Raw genomic sequence first — 17,453 nt, forward strand, 5'->3', positions numbered from 1 at the left:
CGCGCCTGTCAGAACGGCAGCGGAATCTTCCGGAATGTCACTGCCACGGACGGATCGTCGGCCGTGGGTGGGGGGGCGGAAAAACCTCGGTCGGGCTCTTGTGGATCGGATCGCGGACGGGATAGTGTCCCGGCATCCGACCCAAGCAATGCGTCATTGGCACATAGATGTGAATATGATGCACATATCAAACCCGATTGAGAGTTCCGATGACGCCTCTTCCCGGGGAGAAATCCCTCCCCAACGTCCTGCCGAACACGACGGCGACGCAAGTTCCCCTGCGGCGCCTCCAGCGCACCATGGACGCCAGGCACCTGATCATGATCGCGCTGGGCGGGGTGATCGGATCGGGCCTGTTCCTCAGCTCCGGCTACACGATCTCGCAGGCCGGTCCGCTCGGCGCGATCATCGCGTACCTGATCGGCGCATTCGTCGTCTACCTCGTCATGGCCTGCCTCGGCGAACTGGCTGTCGCCTATCCCGTCTCCGGCGCCTTCCACATCTACGCGTCACGGTCGATCGGACCCGCGACCGGCTTCACGACCGCTTGGCTGTACTGGCTGTGCTGGGTGGTGGCGCTCGGCTCTGAGTTCACCGCATCCGGCATCCTCATGCAGCGCTGGTTCCCTGGCGTGCCGGTCTGGCTGTGGTGCCTGATCTTCGCCGCCGTCCTCTTCCTCCTCAATGCCATCTCGGCGCGCGTGTTCGGTGAGGCGGAATTCTGGTTCTCGCTCGTCAAGGTCGTCGCGATCGTCGCCCTGATCGTGCTGGGCGGCGCGGCCATCTTCGGATTCACGCCCCTGTCGAGCGAGTCGTCGCCCGCCATCCTGTTCAGCAACTTCGAGACGCCCGGCGGGCTGTTCCCGAACGGGTTCAGCGGCGTGATCGTCACCGCGCTCGCCGTCTTCTACGCCTTCAGCGGCTCGGAGCTCATCGGCGTCGCCGCCGGCGAGACGAAGGACCCGGCCAAGAACATCCCGCGGGCGCTGCGCTCGACGGTGCTGCGACTGGTCGTGCTGTTCGTCGGTGCGATCGCCGTGATCGCCGCGATCCTGCCATACGACCAGGCCAGCGTCACCAGCAGCCCGTTCGTCGATGTCTTCCAGTACGTCGGAGTGCCCTACGCCCCCGACATCATGAACTTCGTCATCATCACCGCGCTCCTCTCCGCCGGTAACAGCGGACTCTTCTCCTGCGCGCGCATGCTGTTCTCGCTCGCCGAAGAGGGGCACGCCCCGAAGGCGTTCACGCGCCTCACGAAGCGCGGGGTCCCGCTCATCGCCCTCAGTGTCAGCATCCTGATCGGTCTGGTGTCGCTGCTCACCAGCGTGATCGCCGCCGGAACGGTGTACCTGGTGCTGGTGTCGATCGCCGGATTCGCGGTCGTGGCGGTGTGGATGTCGATCGTCGCCTCGCAGTTCTTCCATCGACGGAAGTTCCTGCGTGAGGGCGGACGGGTGGCCGACCTCGCCTACCGCACGCCGCTGTACCCGGCGCTGCCGATCGTCGCCTTCTCGCTGCTGTTGATCTCGATCATCGCCATCGCGTTCGACCCGAACCAGGTCGCCGCGCTCTACTTCGGCATCCCCTTCGTCGGCGTCTGCTACCTCTACTTCTGGTGGCGGCACGGTCGCAAGGGGCGGCGCGACGTGGTGCAGGACCACGAAGCCGCACCCGTCGACGCGTGACCGTTCCCGTGCCCGCAGGTGGGTGGGTGGAGATCGACCGTAGTGCGATCGCCCACAACGTCCGCACGATCCGCGCAGCGCTCGGCTCCCAGGTCGGCTTCTGCGCGGTCGTGAAGGCCGACGCCTACGGGCACGGGATCGACATCGTCGCGCCGCTCCTCGCGTCGCAGGTCGAGATGATCGGCGTCGCCTCGAACGAGGATGCCGCCGCGGTGCGGACGAGCGGCTTCACCGGCCGGCTGATGCGGGTGCGACCCGCCGGCCGCGACGAGGTCGACGACGGCATCCGCTTCGATATCGAGGAGTGGATCGGCGGGGTCGAGCACGCGAGGATCGTGAGCGCGGTCGCCGCGGTGCGAGGCGCCCGCATCCGTGCGCACGTCTCGCTCAACTCCACCGGTCTCGGTCGCGATGGGCTGGAGGTGGGCGATCCTCAGGGTCTGCGTGTGGCGCGCGGCGTGCTCGCTGATCCGCTGCTGGATGTGGCGGGTGTCTGTTCGCACTTCCCGTGCGAGGACGAGGCGGATGTCGTCGAGGGCAGCGCGCGCTTCGATGCGCAGTCGCGGACCCTGCTCGACGGGGCGGACGCGGAGCGTGTCGCCCGGCACTGCGCGACCACGTTCGCGGCGCTGCATGTGCCCGAGTCCCGCTTCGACCTCGTGCGCATCGGCGCCGGACTGTACGGAGACACGGACGCTCTGGGCGGCGCGCTGCGCCCGGCGATGCGGGTGGTGTCTCGCATCGCCGCGATCAACTCCTACCCCGGCGGCAGCACCGTCGGCTACGACCGCTGGCACCGGCTCGACGCCGACGCGCGCCTCGCGTTGATCCCGCTCGGGTACGCCGATGGTTTCCACCGCAGCCTCAGCGGCACCGGTGAGGTGCTCATCCAGGGGCGCCGTGCGCGCATCGTCGACCGCATCGCGATGAACAGCTTCCTCGTCGATGTCTCGCACATCGCCGAGGCGGCGCCGGGGGATGAGGTCGTGCTCTTCGGCGCACAGCGCGACCAGGCGATCACCTCCGCCGAGGTCGACCGTGCGCACGGCAGCATCGCCGCCGACCTCTACGTCGCGTGGGGGCGCCTGCTGCCGCGTCGCGCCGCCGGGGGCGCCGGGGCTGCCGGATAGGATGGCCGAGGTCTCGACCGGCAGACGAGGAGGGGTGACGGTGGCTTCCTCCTCTCTCGTGCAAGGGCTGAGCCTTCTCGACGCGGCGGTCGAGCAGGAGCGCCGTGCTCGACCGGGTCTCAACGCCTCCCGGCTCGCCGAGCACACCGACATCGAGCGCAGCCGCGTCTCCCGCCTCACGCAGGAGCTGCGGGCACGGCAGTTCCTTCGCCGCGACGACGACTCCCTGTTCTCGGCCGGTCCCGAGTTCTTCGGCACGGCCGCCGTTCTCAACGCAGACTGGCTCCGCGCATCACGGGTCGCCCTGCGCGCGCTCGCCTCGCAGCTCGGAGTCAACGCGCTGATCACGGTCGCCGACGGAGCGCGCGGCGTGCTGCTGCGCTATGAGCGATCCGCCGACGGCTCCGACCGCTCGATCCGCGCCGGCCTGGTGACGCCCATCTGGTGCACGGGCGCGGGGCGCGCGCTGCTGTGGGACCACACGCCCGCGCAGCTGGAGACCCTGCTCGACGACGTGCAGTTCATCGGCGTCGGAGGCCCGACGGCCGCACGCTCGATCGACGAGGTGCGCGCGATGCAGGAGCGCGATCTCGCCGACGGTCTGATCTCGGCGTCCGAGGAGTACGACGAGGGGATCGACGAGTTCGCTCTTCCGATCCGGAGCCGCGGTGAGGTCATCGCCTCGCTCGCGGTGCGCGGACGGCATCGTCCGAAGGGCGTCACCCCCGCGACTCGAGCGCTGCTGGCCCAGTTCGCGCAGGAGCTCACGACGGCGGCCGACGCCGGGTAGCGCTCAGCCCGCGACGGATGACGGCGCGCCGAGCTGCCGCGACAGGTCTGCTGCGGCGCGTGCACAGGCCTCGCCGCACTCGGTCGTGCGTGCGTGCATCGCGTCACGGGTGCCGACGACCTGCACCGCGCCGACGACCTCGCCGCGGAAATCCCACACCGGTGCGGCGACCGAGTAGAGGCCCGGTTCCGCCTCCTGGTCGACGATCGAGAACCCACGCTGACGGTCGTCGTCGAGGCGGGCGAGGAGATCGTCGACCGACACCGGAGTGTTCGGCCCTTGCGGGGTGAACTCGGTCGAGTCGAAGACCGCGCGCACCTCATCCGCTGAGGCATCCCACAGTGACGCGCGCCCCGCGTCGCTGCAATAGGCGGGGTAGGCGCGCCCGATCCATGATCCGATCATGCGCGATCCGGCCGGCAGGCTCTCCAAGGTCGTCAGCGTCGTGTCGCCCTGCAACACGCTGAGGAAGGTCGCTTCTCCGAGCTCCGACGAGAGGGTCTCCAGCACCGCGAGGCCATTCGTGCGCAGGCGCTGCGCCGTCAGCTCCTGAGCGGCGGCGTACCATCCCCACGCGAGGGCGAACGAGCGGTCGGGGCGTCTTCGGACCAGCCCGGAGCGGTCGAGGGTGGCGAGAGTGCGCGATACCTGGGAGCGCTCGCGTCCGAGTGCGCGGGCGATCTCGCCGACCGTGGTCTGGCGTCCGTCCCTGATCAGCGTGGCGAGAGAGGTCAGCACATCGAGGCCACGGCCCATGCTGCTCGACGGCGCAGGGGCATCGGGGACGGACGACATGAGTCGAGGCTACCGCCGCGGTCGCCACGGTGGTGTCATCTGCGCGGACGGGAGAGAATGGGGTAATGCCCTCCACGCCGCACGCTCAGCATGCGGCCCCGCGCTCCCCGATCCGCGGTCCTGCGCTGCCGATCGGCATCGCCGTCACCGCGATCGGCATGCTGCTGTCCATCGCCTCTGCGCCGGTGGTCTCGGAGGCTGCGCCGACGCTGCCGGGACCCGTGACCGCGATGCAGGTGCCCTCCGTGCTGGTCGGAGCGACCACTGCGGCCGACCCGTGCACCGAGCCTGCGGTGCAGAAGGCGCTGGGCAGTGGTGACGATGCGGCGGTGATCGCCGGGTTCGGCGGGGGCGCGAGCTTCCGCGACGCGGTCGTCGCCGGCAACGCGCCCTGCATCTCGCTCAGCGATCCCGCGCGGATCTGGGTCGTCGTCAACAAGGCGCGCCCGCTCGAACCGGCGGACTATGCACCAGGGAACCTCGATGGCGTGCCGCTGCAGATGACCACGCTCTCCGGTCAGGTGCGTGCCGATGTCGCCGCTGCGGTCGGCGCGATGGCCGAAGGCGCGACAGCGGCCGGCGTCGGCAGGGTCGGGGCGAACAACGGCTACCGCTCCTACGGGCTGCAGGTGTCGACCTACGACGCGCATGTGCGTTCGCAGGGGCAGGAAGCGGCGGATGCCGGCTCCGCGCGCCCCGGTCACAGCGAGCATCAGACCGGCCTCGCCCTGGATGTCGTCGCGTGCGACGCGCAGTGCGGAGGGCTCGACGGATTCGGGTCGACCGCGCAGAGCGACTGGGTCGCCGCGCACGCGTGGGAGTACGGATTCGTGGTGCGCTACGAAGACGTCGGCTCCGCCGTCACCGGCTACGCGCCGGAGCCGTGGCACCTGCGCTACGTCGGCGTCGAACTCGCCGCTGCGTACCACGACGGCGGTTTCCACACGCTCGAGGAGTTCTTCGGCCTCCCGGCTGCCCCCGACTACGGGCACTGAAACGCGGCGGACGACGCCGCGTTGCGGCATCCGACAATCGCGGTACCCAGTCTCACCACATGTGGGATGCATTCTCACAATGACCTGTCTTCGCTCGTCCTCCCGACATAGACTTTCGGGAGCAAAGACGCACAAGACGTTCAGGAGGACGCGATGGAACGCGACATCTACGAAGAGGATCACGAGGCCTTCCGCGACCTCGTCAAGGACTTCGTCAAGCGCTACGTGACCGGTGAGGCCATCGAGCGGTGGGATGCCGCCGGCGAGGTCGACCGCGAGACGATGCGCGCAGCGGGAGAGGCCGGCATCATCGGGCTGTCCGTCCCCGAGGAGTTCGGCGGCGCCGGGATGCTGCAGGACTACCGCTTCCGCGCGGTCGTGAACGAGGAGATCATCGCGGCCGGTGCCGGTTCGCTCGCCGGCGCCTTCGGCATCCAGGACGACCTCGCGGTCCCCTACCTCGTGCACATGGGCACGCAGGAGCAGAAGGAGAAGTGGCTGCCTCGCATGGCGACCGGTGAGGTCATCGGCGCGCTCGCCATGACCGAGCCCGGTGCCGGTTCCGATCTGCGCGGTATCAAGACCACGGCGAAGAAGACCGACGGCGGATACATCGTCAACGGAGCGAAGACGTTCATCTCGTCCGGCGCGACCGCCGACCTCGTCGTGACCTTCGTCAAGACCGGTGAGGGCAACCGCCCCGACGCCTTCAGTCTGGTGCTGATCGAGAACGGCATGGAAGGCTTCGACCACGGCAAGAAGCTGCACAAGATGGGCTTCCAGGGCCACGACACCGCGGAGCTCTCGTTCAGCGACGTGTTCGTGCCGGAGGAGAACCTCATCGGCGGGGTCGAGGGCAAGGGTTTCGTGCAGCTCATGATGAACCTGCCGCTCGAGCGCCTGTCGATCGGCGTCGCCGGCGCAGCGGCCGCCCAGGCAGCGCTCGACTGGACCGTCGCCTACACGAAGGACCGCGAGGCGTTCGGCGAGCGGATCATCGACTTCCAGAACACCCGCTTCAAGATCGCCGACATGGCCACGACGGTCGACGCGCTCTGGGCGTACATCGACCGCGCGCTGCTCGCCTACTCGAAGGGCAAGCTCTCGGCCGAAGAGGCAGCCAAGGTCAAGTTCTGGGCGACCGAGCGCGAGTGGGAGGTGCTCGACACCGGCGTGCAGCTGCACGGCGGCTACGGATACATCACCGAGTACCCGATCGCCCGCGCCTTCCTCGACGCCCGTGTGCACCGCATCTACGGCGGCACCAACGAGATCATGCGCGAGATCGTCGGTCGTCAGATCGCCGGCAAGCGCTAGGGGTTTCCGCACGCCGGGCCGGTGTCTCGGCCGGGTGTGCACAACTTCGGAGATGAACGGCGACACGCCGCGTTCCCCACGGGGGAGGGGGCGTGTCGCCGTTCGCGTGCGCAGCTGTGTCCGGGGTGGGTGGTCGAGGTTGGGGTCGCACGGTTCGTGGCATGGACTCTCGTGGCGCCACCGGGTTGAATCGAGGGCATGACGCGCTCCTTGCTGCAGATCCTCGAAGACCATGTCGAGCGCGGGACGGCGCCGGGCATCATCGGCGTCACCGGTGCTGCGGACGGGCGGACGGAGATCGTCGCCGTGGGGGCCTGCCGACGGATGCGATCGTCCGGATCCAGTCGATGACCAAGCCGATCGTGGCCGTGGCCACGCTGCGCCTCGTGCAGGAGGGGCGGCTCGGGCTGGACGACCCGGTGGAGACCTGGCTGCCGGAGCTGGCCGATCGCCAGGTGCTGCGCACGCCGGACGCCGCGCTCGACGACACCGAGCCGGCGAAGGCTCTGATCACAGTGCGCCATCTGCTCACCAACACCTCAGGCTACGGCGTCATGACCACGCCGTCGCCGCTGCAGGATGCCATGATCGCGAACAGCACCGCAGCAGGGCAGGAGCCGGTGTCGCTCGGCGCGCAGGAGTGGTTGGACGCCCTCGCTGCGCTGCCTGCGGCGTTTCAACCCGGCGAGGGCTGGCGGTATCACCACTCCTTCGGGATTCTCGGCATCCTCCTCTCCCGTCTGGTCGGTGGATCGCTGCGGGAGCACCTGGAGCGGGATCTCCTCGGCCCGCTCGGCATGGTCGACACGGACTTCACGGTGCCGGCAGAGAAGGCACATCGGCTCCCGGCCGCCTACCGACACGGCGACGGCGGACTGATCGAGATCGAACCGGCCGCGGGAGGGTTCTCCGTGGCGCCGGCGCCGTTCGACGTCAGTCATTCCGAGCTCGTGTCGACCGCTGCGGACTACGCGGCACTCGCACGCATGCTGGCGTCCGGCGGTCGACATGGCGGGCAGGTGATCCTCGAACCGGAACTGCTCGCTGCACTGCGAACGGATCAGGTGCCGGCCACTGCCAAGGCGGCGGACAGCTTCTACCCGGGATTCTGGGACGGCACCGGATGGGGGTACGGCGTCGCCGTGCAGACCGCGGGCGAGGGCGCCGGGCGCTACGGCTGGTCCGGCGGGCTGGGGACGGACTTCTCTGTCGATCCGGACGGCTCGTTCCGGATCGTGCTGAGTCAGGTCGAGATGGGCCCGGAGGTGATGGGCCTGTTCGGCGATACGCGCTGAACCACGAATGGCGCAACGGCATCTCTCGGGCGGGGTCGCGTGCGGGTGGCAGCGATGTCGCCTTCCTCGATGCCGGGGCGTACGCGGAGGGCTGCGACGACGAGTGGGATGCTGCCGCGGGCGACGGGCTCGCGTCGCGTGACGGCCGGGCGGCCTCCGTCTCTGTGCGCATGCCAGCATCCCGATACTCTATCGAACATATCTTCGATACTCGGAGTGGTTCGAGGTAAAATCGGGTATGTCGATATTGACCGGGGTGCATGAGGCGATCGCTCGTCTTGACGCGGCCTGTGCGGGTGTCGGCGAGGCTCAGGAGTTGTCGCGGGATCAGTTGATCGCGGTCACTGATGCGTTGGGCGTGTTGCGTCGGCGGGCGGATGCCGTGCAGGTGCAGGTCGCGGCAGGCATCGCTCGGGAGTCGCGGCCGGAACTGGGTGCGGGAGGGCTGGCGAAGGAGCAGGGTTTCCGCAGCGCGGCGGCGCTCATCGCGGCGACGGTGGGGGTGGCGACACGGGACGCTGCCGGGTGGGTGGCGGTCGGAGAAGCGACAGCTCCGCGCGTGGATTTGTTGGGCGCTCCGCTGCCGGCGAAGTACGCGGTGGTGGGGGCGGCTCTCTCCTCTGGGGTTCTGGGTGTGGCGGCGGCCGCCATGATCATCGGGGTGCTGGAGCGGTGCCGGGTGGTCGCGGGGGTGGTGCGGATTGCGGAGGGGGAGCGGGTGTTGGTGGAGGCGGCGGCCGGGTTGTCGGTGGATGCGGTGCGCAAGCTGGTGGTGCGGGCGGAGGCGTGGTTGGACCCGGATGGGGTGCCGCCGCGGGACGAGGAGCGGCGGGCGCGCCGGTCGGTGACGATGTTCGAGCGTGGCGGGATGCTGCATCTGAACGCGGTGCTCGATGTGGAGAGCGCGGCGCCGGTGGTGGCGGCGGTGCGAGGGTTCGTGTCGGCGGCGTTCGCGGCCCGGAAGGACGCCCCGGATCCGGATGCGGGGGATGCGGATCGCCGCACGGTGCCGATGATCCAGGCCGACGCGTTGGTCGCGTTCTGTGCGCACGTGCTCGGTTGCGACACCCGGGTGCCGTTGGCCGGAGCGACGGTGATCGTGCGGATGACCCTGGACGACCTGGAATCCGGCACCGGGTCGGCGATGATCGACGGGATCGAGACCCCGGTCAGCGTCGGGGCGGCCCGGCGGATGGCGGCCGGGGGTGGAGTGATCCCCTGGGTGATGGGTGCGGACAGCGAGATCCTGGACTGGGGGCGGGAGAAACGGCTCTTCACCCGAGCGCAACGGTTGGCGTTGGTGGAACGTGATGGGGGGTGTGCGATGTGCGGGTTGCCGCCGGAGATGACGAGAGCGCATCACATCCGGTGGTGGCAGCGGGATGCCGGGCCGACGGACCTGTCCAACGGGGTGCTGCTGTGCGAGACGTGTCATCACCGCATCCATGACAACGACTGGGCGATCCGCATCGACGGCACCGGCATCACCGCCCGGGTCTGGTTCGTACCACCCCGCTACGTCGACCCCGCGCGCACGCCACGCCTCGGCGGCCGCGCCCGCTTCGACATCGCCGCCTGAGCGCTGCGGCCCAGACCTTTCGGGTCAGGGCCGCTGGCGGCGTACATCTCCTCGGAGAGCTGCTGTATGCGGGCAGGGTTCACATAGGCCGGATGACCGAACCGAGGCGCGAGGGTTCAGCCTCGCGGACCAATCCACGCGGGTTCCTTCGCGAGAGGCTGGGAACGGATGCGCAGACACGTGCGCTGGCGAGGAGTGGGCATGACGGACGAGACGGTCACCTGGCGCGATCGGGCTTTTCCTGACGTCGGTGTGCGGCTGGCTGAGGTCGGTGCGCAGGGGTGGCACCTCTTGAACGGCGACTTCCACCTGCCGGTTGCCGCGCTTCGGGAGACTGCGATCGAACGCAACCTCGCACTGATGCGGGAGTACTGCCTGCGGCATGACGTTCTGATCGCGCCGCACGCGAAGACCACGATGAGCCCGGCGCTCGTCGAACGGCAGCTCGCCGCCGGGGCATGGGGGATCACGGTCGCCAACGTCCAGCAGGCGAGGGTTTTCATCGCGGCGGGAGTGCGGCGCGTCCTCATCGCCAATCCGGTCGTCGGCCCCGCTGATCTCACCTACCTCGCCGACTGTCAGCAGGCGGACCCCGAGCTCCAGGTGCTGCTTCTGGTCGACTCCGTCGAGACGGTCGCCGTCCTCGCCGACCGGGCGAGAGCTGCGCACGGCCACCTCGGACCCCAACCCGTGATGATCGAGCTCGGCTATGCCGGCGGACGGGGAGGGGTGCGGTCCACAGACGAGGCCGTGCGCGTGGCGCAGGCTGTTCGCGACGCCGACGGCCTGGACCTCGTGGGCATCGAAGGATTCGAAGGGCTCGTGTCCGGAGCCGACCTCCCCGCGCGTCGACGCCACGCCGCGGAGTTCCTCGAGTGGTCCGCGAGCGTGCTCCACGATCTCCTGGACCGCGGGTTGCTTCCTGTGCACGGCTCCCTGGCGTCATTCGGCGGCAGTTCGTACTTCGACCTCGTCGTCGAGGAGTTCCGAGGACGATGGAGCGGGGGGCGCATCGAGGTGGTGCTGCGCAGCGGGTGCTACGTCACGCACGACCACGGCCTCTACGCACGCACCTCGCCCTTCGTCGGCCACGATCCGGCGCCGCTGCCGGCGCTCGAAGTGTGGGCCGAGGTGTTGTCGCGCCCGGAGCCGGGCCGCGCGGTCCTCGGCGCCGGTCGCCGTGACGTCTCGACCGACGCGGATCTGCCGCTGCCCTTCGCCGTCCGCCGCGACGGCCGCACGCAGCCCGTCGAAGGGCTCCAGGTCACCGGGGTCAATGACCAGCACGCGATGGTCTCCGTCCCGGAGCATGTCTCTCTCGAGGTCGGTGACCTCGTGGGTCTCGGCGTCTCCCACCCCTGCACGACTTTCGACAAGTGGCGGCTCATTCCGGTCGTCACAGACACATACGAGGTGACAGATGCCGTCCGTACCTACTTCTGATCCGGGCCAGATCCTCGAGGATTCACGCTTCGACCTCGCGGATTTCTTTGCGGATCTGGAGCGCTTGGTGACGATCGAGTCACCGTCGGCTGATCACGACGCCATCGCCCGCTCTGCCGTGGTCCTCTCCGATGTCATCCAGCGCCGGCTGGGCAGGCGCCCCGAGATCCTGCGGGTCGACGGGGTCGACCACGTCGTGTTGCAGGGCCGTGAGAGCCGGGTGCTGCTGCTCGGCCACCACGACACGGTCTGGCCGATCGGAAGTCTGGCGGAGTTGCCGTTCACGGTGGAGGGCGGAGTCATCCGGGGCCCCGGATGCTTCGACATGCTGGTCGGGGTCGTGCAGATCGTGCATGCGCTCGCGATGCTCCGCGACAGGCACGGTGACGAAGTGCTCGACCAGGTCACCGTGTTGGTGACCGGTGATGAGGAAGTCGGATCCCTCACCTCACGCGATCTGATCGAGTCGAGGGCCGCCGGGTGCCGCGCCGCCCTCGTGCTCGAGGCCGCCGGGCCCGGCGGCGCGCTCAAGACCGAGCGCAAGGGAGTGTCTTTGTACGAACTCGAGGTGCGCGGGCGGGCGGCGCACAGCGGGCTGGAGCCCGAACGAGGGATCAACGCCACAGTCGGCGTGGCGCACCTCGTCATCGCCCTGGCAGACCTTGCCGATCCTGCGGTCGGCACCACTGTCACGCCCACGCTCCTGTCATCCGGCACGACAGGCAACACGGTGCCCGACCGGGCCACTGTCGCGGTCGACGTCAGAGCGGCCACCGTCGCTGAGCAGGAGCGGGTCGACACCGCGATGAGAGCGCTGCGCCTCGGCGTCGAGGGGGCGACGTTCGTCGTGCACGGCGGGGTCAACCGTCCTCCCCTGGAAGCCGCGGCATCCGCCGACCTCTTCGCGCGTGCGGCAGCACTGGCCGCAGAGCTCGGCCATCCGCCGCTCGTGGGGATGGCCGTGGGAGGCGCGTCGGACGGCAACTTCACGGCCGGTGCGGGTGTCGCCACTCTCGATGGACTCGGAGCCGTCGGCGGAGGCGCGCACGCCCGCGACGAACACGCGGAGGTCAGCGCGATTCGGCCGCGCACCGAGCTGCTGGCAGCCCTGGTGCGCGACCTGATCAGCGACGGTTCGTGAGCACCTGCCGAGCGTTCTCGCTGCCCTGCGCCAGTTCGTAGAGAACGGTGATGAGCCCCAGCAGATCCGCGGCGTTGTCGAGCACCGCGGTGATGGTGCGGTCCGCGGTGCGCAGGCACCCGGGGATGCAGGCGCCGAGCTCAGCGGCAACGGGCGACGGCATGTCGACTTCGAGGGTGAGGGGGAGCGCCGTGACGGGTCGGTGGAGCGAGGCCGCGTCGGCGACCGCGCGGGCGGCTCCTTCGCGCACCAGCTCGCGGGCGATGCTCGGCGCGACCGTGTCGGTGGCGGAGAATCCGTGGGCTGTCTTGACCGTCACGATCGTCGCACCTGCGAACACGTCGGAGGCGATCGCGCCGATCACGTCGTCGCCCGTGACGAGTCCGACCGGCACGCCGAGGGACGCGGCGTAGATCGCGTTGACCTCGGCCTCCGAGACGCGGGATCCATTGATCCTCACTTCGCCGAAATGGGCGGAGAAGGTGTGGGCCAGGACCCCCGGTGCGCCCGCCGGCGCGTGGTAACCCACGAACAGGGCGACATCGCAGTCCTCGGTGAGGCCCTCAGCCATGCACTGCGCCTTCGGCGAGCCGAAGACGAGGCGGGCGCGCGGGTCGAGCCGGTCGTGCAGCAGATTGTCCATCGTGCCGTGGGAGTCGTTGACGAGCACACTCGTCGCCCCGCCCTCGAAGGCCCCGGCGATCGCCGCGTTGGCCTCGTGCGTCATGAGCTCCTGGGCTCTGGCGTATCCGGTGCCGCCGCGGACGACCTGGTCGAGGGTTGCCACACCGGCGATGCCCTCCATGTCGATCGAGATGTAGACCTTCACCCTTGACTCCTCATGCTCATAGGCGGACTCTAGCCATTCTCGCTTCGGCGACCGCACTGGCGATCGTGCGATCGACCAGTATCGAGGACCTCCTGCTGTACGCTCATCCCATGTCGGCCGCGACGTTCACGACAAACCTGGGGCAGCTGACCGAGCGCCTGGGGACGACTCTGCTCACCCTCGAAGCGGGGCGGGCGCAGGCTGCGCGCCCCGTGTCGACCGTCGTGCTGCACGATCCGCTGGATCCGCCGGAGATCACGCAGGACGCGATCGTGCTGGCGGTGGCGGTGGCGACCGATGGCGACCTCGCCGATCTCGTGCGCCAGGCAGGTGAGGCGCGAGCGGCTGCACTGATCGTCCGTGAATCGCTCCCGGTGAGTCCCGAAGTCGCCGCGATCGCCGAGCAGTGCCAGCTCTCGCTCTTCGGTCTGGTGCGGGGCGCGTCGTGGGTCCAGGTCGCGACCCTGCTCATCAGCGCCCTCAACCTCGGCCCGGCCGGAGCGGAGCAGGGCGCCAACGACCCCGCGCGCGATCTCTTCACGCTCGCCGACTCCGTGTCGGCGTTGCTGGGCGCGCCGGTCACGATCGAAGACCGCTCCTCGCGGGTCGTGGCTTTCTCGGCCAACCAGCTCGGCACGGATGAAGCGCGCCGCCTCACCATCCTCGGGCTTCAGGTGCCCGAGGTGTACAGCAATCATCAGCGCACGCAGGGCGTCTTCCCGCTCATCTACGGCTCCGATCGCCCCATCTTCCTGGCCAAGCCGGCGCCCGACACGATGCCGCGAGTAGCGATGCGCATTGCGGCGGGCGACGAGGTGCTGGGGTCGATCTGGGCAGTGACGCCAGAGCCCTTCGACGCCGAACGCGAGCTCCGCATGATCGAAGCTGCGCAGGTCGTGGGCCTGGCCATGTTGCGCGCACGGGTCAGCACGGATGCCGCGGAGCGGGTGGCGGAGTCCCTGGGGATGATGCTCCTCGACGGAGGCTCATCGGCACGCGAAGCCGCGCAGCAGCTCGGCTTCGAGAGATCGCCTGCGTGCGTCCTGGTACTGGGGCCGCTTCAGGACGAGGACGAGATCCGCACGGTCTCCGACACGCAGCGCGCCGCTGCGGCGCTCCGCATGCATCTACGCTCCGTGCACCCGCGTGCGATCGCGATCCCGATAGGTGGGCTCGTATACGCGGTCGTGCCTTTGCGCAGTACCGATGAACCCGCGGTCGCGGCGGTCGAACGTCTTGCGACGGAGTTCGTCGGGCGGCTCGACACCTCGACGGAGTTCTGCGCCGGCCTCGGAGACGCCGTGACCGATGTGAGCGGTCTGTCCCTCTCTCGGCGCAATGCCGAGGCTGCGCTGCGCGTACTGCGCTCCCGACCGCAGCGCGCCGGTCGAGCAGCCAGGTTCTCCGATGTGCAGATCGACGCCCTCATGTTCCGGATCGGTGACCTGCTCGCCGCCGACGGTGTCACGCTCGACGGACCGCTCGTCGTGCTTCGCGAGTATGACGTGTCCCACCGCACCGAGCTGGTGGTGACCCTCCGGGCCTGGCTCGAGCACTTCGGCGACGTGATCGCCGCAGCTCGCGAGGTCCACATCCACAAGAACACGTTCCGCTATCGGCTCGAGCGCATCGAGACGATCACGGGGGCGGACCTTCGCGATCCGGACACTCGTTTCGGCTTGCTACTGCAGCTGCGGCTCGAGGCGCTTCTCGCATCGTCCCATTGACGCCGCCGCCGTATCGCTCCAGCGGGAGGCGGATCTCGCCTTCGTATCGGTCGATCATCCAATCGAGATCGCGATTCATCGGCTGAACGTACGATGAGCGATCTCCGGGCGCGAGTGAAACTGTGAGGAACATCAGTCCATTCAGATCAATGGCGGTCCCGAATCATGAGAACCCGAACTTATGCACTCCCGCTCCTTCTCGCCGTGGCGCTCGGTGTCACCGCATGCAGCGGCCCGCCCTCGTCGGACGAGGGCTTCACGAAGAACGGCGCCTTCGCGGTCGCCATCAATTCGGACCCCGGTGATCTGAACCCGTTGACGACGAACATCGTCAACGCGCAGATCGTGGGCGCCTACTCCTACGACTCGCTCCTGTTCGTCGACCCGGAGACGGTGAAGCCCGAGGCCTACCTCGCGGAGAGCTGGACCGAGAGCCCGACCGAGGTCACCTACACGCTGCGTGACGGCATCACCTGCGCCGACGGCACGCCGTTCACGGCGGAGACCGCCGCGGCGAATCTGAACTGGATCCTCGATCCGGCCAACGAGTCGCCGCGACGGGAATCGGTGGTGCCCGCAGATGCCACCATCACGGCCGAGGGCAACACCCTCACGGTCACGACCACGTCGCCGCGCCCCTTCATGCTCTACGACCTCGGCAGCCAGCAGATGGTGTGCGACGCGGGTCTCGCCGATCCTTCCAGCCTCTCCGCAGGCAGCAACGGCACCGGTCTCTTCCAGATCGATGATGTCGTCGCCGGCGACTCGATCACGCTGACGCGCCGCGACGGCTATGAGTGGGGTCCCAAGGACACGACGAGCTCGACCGAGGGCGTTCCGAAGACCGTGACCATCAAGATCGTGCCGAGCCCGTCGACGGCGGCCAACCTGCTGCGTTCGGGTGGGCTCAACGCGGCGGTCGTCAGCGGGAAGGACGAGGAACGACTGGGCGAGCTGACGTCGATGTCCTCGCCGACGATCTCCGGAATGATCATCTACAACCACAACGCCGAGATGCCCACCGCCGACGCCGACGTGCGCAGAGCGCTCACGCAGGCGATCGATCTCGACACGCTCACCGACATCCTCACCGAGGGTAAGGGCGAACGAGCCACGTCACTGCTCGGTGAAGAACCGAGCCTGTGCAGCTACGACTCGATCGATGGGACTCTGCCGACCTACGATGCCGAGGCCGCGGCCACGGCGTTGACCGGGGTCAAGGGCGCCGAGATCACGCTCATCTACGACAACAGCACTGCTTCCCGGAGCGCAGCGGCGGAGTACGTCGCCACGCAGTGGGAGGACGCCGGGGTCAAGGTCACCCTCGACGGTGGCGACGAGAACTACGTCCTCGCCAACACCTTCGCCGCAGAAGACCCGACCAAATGGACGGCCAGCCTCGGTCTGATCCTGCAGTCGGGCACGCCGGCGATCTTCCCGCAGTATCTGAGTGGTCCGGTGCCCCCCGACGGCACGAACTTCGCCGGGATCGAGAACGAGGCCTACGTGGAGGCCGCCACCGCAGCCGCCGACCTGGCGGGCGACGAGGCGTGCAACACCTGGCGCGACGCCGAGGCCGCCCTGTTCGACGCCGCAGACCTCGTCCCGGTCTCGATGACGCCGTTCAAGATGTACTTCAACGGGGCGGAGTCGATCATCCGGCCGGTCGGCGGATACCTGCCCGGTGCGGCGATCCGCGTCCTTTCATGACCACCACGCTGCCCCGGACGGATGCCCTGGCAACCGTCCGGGGTCGGCGGTCCCGCTCCTCCCGGGGCGGGGCCGTCGGGGCCTTCCTCCTGCGCCGGGTCATCCGCCTGTTCTGGTCGGTGGTCGCGCTCGTGACCGTCGTCTTCCTCATGGTGCGCATGATCCCCGGAGACCCGGTGCGCAATGCGCTCGGCACCAACGCCACCGCCGCGGTCGTCGAAGCCCGTCGTGAGAGCCTCGGGCTCAACGACCCGCTCTGGCAGCAGTACCTCTCCTTCTGGAAAGGGCTGCTGACCGGGAGCCTGGGCGACTCGTTCTCGCTGAACCTCCCGGTCACCACGATCCTCGAACAGCGCCTTCCGGCGACACTCGAACTCGCGTTCCTGTCGCTCGCGACCGTGCTGGTGGTCTCGATCCCGCTGGGCATCGTGATCGCCGCGCTGACCCGTGGCGGGCGTCGACCCGGCCTCGACGTGGCTTACACCTCGGTCAGCGGACTGGTCGCCGTCATCCCGGAGTTCGTGATCGGCGTCGCCCTGGTGTACGTGTTCGCCGTGCAGACGACACTGCTGCCGGTCGCCGGTCGTGAGGGCCCGAACTCCTACGTGCTGCCCGTGCTCGCGCTGTCGATCGGGCTCATCGCGGGCGTCTCCCGCATCGTGCGCGTCGAAGCGCTCACGGTCTTCTCGCAGGACTACATCCGCACCGCCCGCGCCAAGCGCATGTCGCGGCGTCGCCTCTACCTGAATCACGCGCTGCCCAACCTCGTGACTCCCTCTCTCACGGTCGGCGGTCTCGTGCTCGGCTCGCTCGTCGCCGGCACCGTGCTCGTGGAGACGATCTTCTCGTGGCCGGGACTCGGACTCACGATCGTGGACGCGGTGCGGAGCAAGGACTTCCCGCTCGCGCAGGGCATCGTGCTCGTCTACGGGCTGATCGTCCTCGTCGCGAACCTCCTCATCGACTTCGTCCTGGTGTGTCTCGACCCACGCTCGACGCTGAAGGACGCCTGAC

Annotated in this window: 15 protein-coding genes; 13 read left to right on the plus strand and 2 right to left on the minus strand. The window is 69.0% G+C overall.

Annotation, left to right across the window (positions count from 1 at the left end; all coding sequences use genetic code 11):
* Positions 1-209: 209 nt before the first annotated feature.
* From MRBLWO12_RS17960 to MRBLWO12_RS17970, 3 genes are read left to right on the plus strand one after another with little or no spacing between them, the layout of a single operon-like run.
* A complete protein-coding gene (locus MRBLWO12_RS17960; RefSeq protein WP_414685494.1) occupies positions 210-1,688 on the plus strand; it encodes an amino acid permease in 1,479 nt (492 codons plus the stop codon).
* Positions 1,689-1,714: 26 nt separating this feature from the next.
* The gene (alr, locus tag MRBLWO12_RS17965) at positions 1,715-2,818 is read left to right on the plus strand and encodes an alanine racemase (RefSeq protein WP_363557958.1); all 1,104 of its coding nucleotides are present in this window, start codon (positions 1,715-1,717) and stop codon (positions 2,816-2,818) included.
* 40 nt (positions 2,819-2,858) lie between these two features.
* Positions 2,859-3,608, plus strand: a complete 750-nt coding sequence (locus tag MRBLWO12_RS17970) for an IclR family transcriptional regulator (protein WP_363557960.1) — start codon at positions 2,859-2,861, stop codon at positions 3,606-3,608.
* Positions 3,609-3,611: 3 nt separating this feature from the next.
* Here the strand turns inward: MRBLWO12_RS17970 and MRBLWO12_RS17975 are convergent, their stop codons facing one another.
* Positions 3,612-4,403 (minus strand): IclR family transcriptional regulator, encoded by a 792-nt coding sequence (locus tag MRBLWO12_RS17975; RefSeq protein ID WP_363557962.1) that lies wholly within the window; start codon positions 4,401-4,403, stop codon positions 3,612-3,614.
* 65 nt (positions 4,404-4,468) lie between these two features.
* Between MRBLWO12_RS17975 and MRBLWO12_RS17980 the strand changes: the two genes are divergently transcribed.
* The 7 genes from MRBLWO12_RS17980 (at position 4,469) to MRBLWO12_RS18010 (ending at position 12,173) form a co-directional block, all read left to right on the plus strand.
* Entirely contained in the window at positions 4,469-5,398 is a 930-nt protein-coding gene (locus MRBLWO12_RS17980; RefSeq protein ID WP_363557964.1) for a M15 family metallopeptidase, read from the plus strand.
* Between the two features lie 153 nt (positions 5,399-5,551).
* Positions 5,552-6,715 carry an acyl-CoA dehydrogenase family protein gene (locus tag MRBLWO12_RS17985; RefSeq protein ID WP_363557966.1) on the plus strand — a complete coding sequence of 388 codons (1,164 nt, stop codon included), beginning with the start codon at positions 5,552-5,554 and terminating at the stop codon, positions 6,713-6,715.
* Between the two features lie 198 nt (positions 6,716-6,913).
* Positions 6,914-7,066, plus strand: coding sequence for a hypothetical protein (locus MRBLWO12_RS17990; protein ID WP_363558670.1), 153 nt, complete (start codon positions 6,914-6,916; stop codon positions 7,064-7,066).
* Complete coding sequence (locus tag MRBLWO12_RS17995) at positions 7,054-8,010, plus strand: serine hydrolase domain-containing protein (protein WP_363558648.1); 957 nt, start codon at positions 7,054-7,056, stop codon at positions 8,008-8,010. Before MRBLWO12_RS17990 ends, MRBLWO12_RS17995 begins: the two co-directional genes overlap by 13 nt.
* A gap of 238 nt (positions 8,011-8,248) precedes the next feature.
* The gene (locus tag MRBLWO12_RS18000) at positions 8,249-9,589 is read left to right on the plus strand and encodes an HNH endonuclease (protein WP_363557968.1); all 1,341 of its coding nucleotides are present in this window, start codon (positions 8,249-8,251) and stop codon (positions 9,587-9,589) included.
* 201 nt (positions 9,590-9,790) lie between these two features.
* Positions 9,791-11,032 carry an alanine racemase gene (locus tag MRBLWO12_RS18005; protein WP_363557970.1) on the plus strand — a complete coding sequence of 414 codons (1,242 nt, stop codon included), beginning with the start codon at positions 9,791-9,793 and terminating at the stop codon, positions 11,030-11,032.
* Between the two features lie 67 nt (positions 11,033-11,099).
* On the plus strand, positions 11,100-12,173 hold the full coding sequence (locus MRBLWO12_RS18010) for a M20/M25/M40 family metallo-hydrolase (RefSeq protein ID WP_363557972.1): 1,074 nt from the start codon (positions 11,100-11,102) through the stop codon (positions 12,171-12,173).
* Here MRBLWO12_RS18010 and MRBLWO12_RS18015 read toward each other — a convergent pair.
* Entirely contained in the window at positions 12,157-13,002 is an 846-nt protein-coding gene (locus tag MRBLWO12_RS18015) for a M55 family metallopeptidase (protein ID WP_363557974.1), read from the minus strand. The two genes, MRBLWO12_RS18010 and MRBLWO12_RS18015, sit on opposite strands and share 17 nt — an antisense overlap.
* A 110-nt stretch (positions 13,003-13,112) precedes the next feature.
* On the opposite strand from MRBLWO12_RS18015, the gene MRBLWO12_RS18020 reads away from it, so the two are divergent.
* The 3 genes from MRBLWO12_RS18020 to MRBLWO12_RS18030 all read left to right on the plus strand — a co-directional run bounded on the left by MRBLWO12_RS18020 (position 13,113) and on the right by MRBLWO12_RS18030 (position 17,452).
* Positions 13,113-14,729 (plus strand): helix-turn-helix domain-containing protein, encoded by a 1,617-nt coding sequence (locus tag MRBLWO12_RS18020; RefSeq protein WP_363557976.1) that lies wholly within the window; start codon positions 13,113-13,115, stop codon positions 14,727-14,729.
* Between the two features lie 165 nt (positions 14,730-14,894).
* Positions 14,895-16,439, plus strand: a complete 1,545-nt coding sequence (locus MRBLWO12_RS18025; protein ID WP_363557978.1) for an ABC transporter substrate-binding protein — start codon at positions 14,895-14,897, stop codon at positions 16,437-16,439.
* Positions 16,436-17,452, plus strand: a complete 1,017-nt coding sequence (locus MRBLWO12_RS18030; RefSeq protein WP_363557980.1) for an ABC transporter permease — start codon at positions 16,436-16,438, stop codon at positions 17,450-17,452. The genes MRBLWO12_RS18025 and MRBLWO12_RS18030 overlap by 4 nt, the downstream gene beginning before the upstream one ends.
* Position 17,453 lies beyond the last annotated feature (1 nt).

The organism is Microbacterium sp. LWO12-1.2 (assembly GCF_040675875.1).
GTDB lineage: Bacteria > Actinomycetota > Actinomycetes > Actinomycetales > Microbacteriaceae > Microbacterium.

What these genes read in the sequence shown, in the direction of transcription:
- MRBLWO12_RS18000 (WP_363557968.1), top strand. Translation starts at nt 8,249, where the DNA reads ATGTCGATATTGACCGGGGTGCATGAGGCGATCGCTCGTCTTGACGCG.
- MRBLWO12_RS18005 (WP_363557970.1), top strand. Translation starts at nt 9,791, where the DNA reads ATGACGGACGAGACGGTCACCTGGCGCGATCGGGCTTTTCCTGACGTC.
- MRBLWO12_RS18025 (WP_363557978.1), top strand. Translation starts at nt 14,895, where the DNA reads ATGAGAACCCGAACTTATGCACTCCCGCTCCTTCTCGCCGTGGCGCTC.
- MRBLWO12_RS17960 (WP_414685494.1), top strand. Translation starts at nt 210, where the DNA reads ATGACGCCTCTTCCCGGGGAGAAATCCCTCCCCAACGTCCTGCCGAAC.
- MRBLWO12_RS17980 (WP_363557964.1), top strand. Translation starts at nt 4,469, where the DNA reads ATGCCCTCCACGCCGCACGCTCAGCATGCGGCCCCGCGCTCCCCGATC.
- MRBLWO12_RS17975 (WP_363557962.1), bottom strand. Translation starts at nt 4,403, where the DNA reads ATGTCGTCCGTCCCCGATGCCCCTGCGCCGTCGAGCAGCATGGGCCGT.
- MRBLWO12_RS18020 (WP_363557976.1), top strand. Translation starts at nt 13,113, where the DNA reads ATGTCGGCCGCGACGTTCACGACAAACCTGGGGCAGCTGACCGAGCGC.
- MRBLWO12_RS17985 (WP_363557966.1), top strand. Translation starts at nt 5,552, where the DNA reads ATGGAACGCGACATCTACGAAGAGGATCACGAGGCCTTCCGCGACCTC.
- MRBLWO12_RS18030 (WP_363557980.1), top strand. Translation starts at nt 16,436, where the DNA reads ATGACCACCACGCTGCCCCGGACGGATGCCCTGGCAACCGTCCGGGGT.
- MRBLWO12_RS17990 (WP_363558670.1), top strand. Translation starts at nt 6,914, where the DNA reads ATGACGCGCTCCTTGCTGCAGATCCTCGAAGACCATGTCGAGCGCGGG.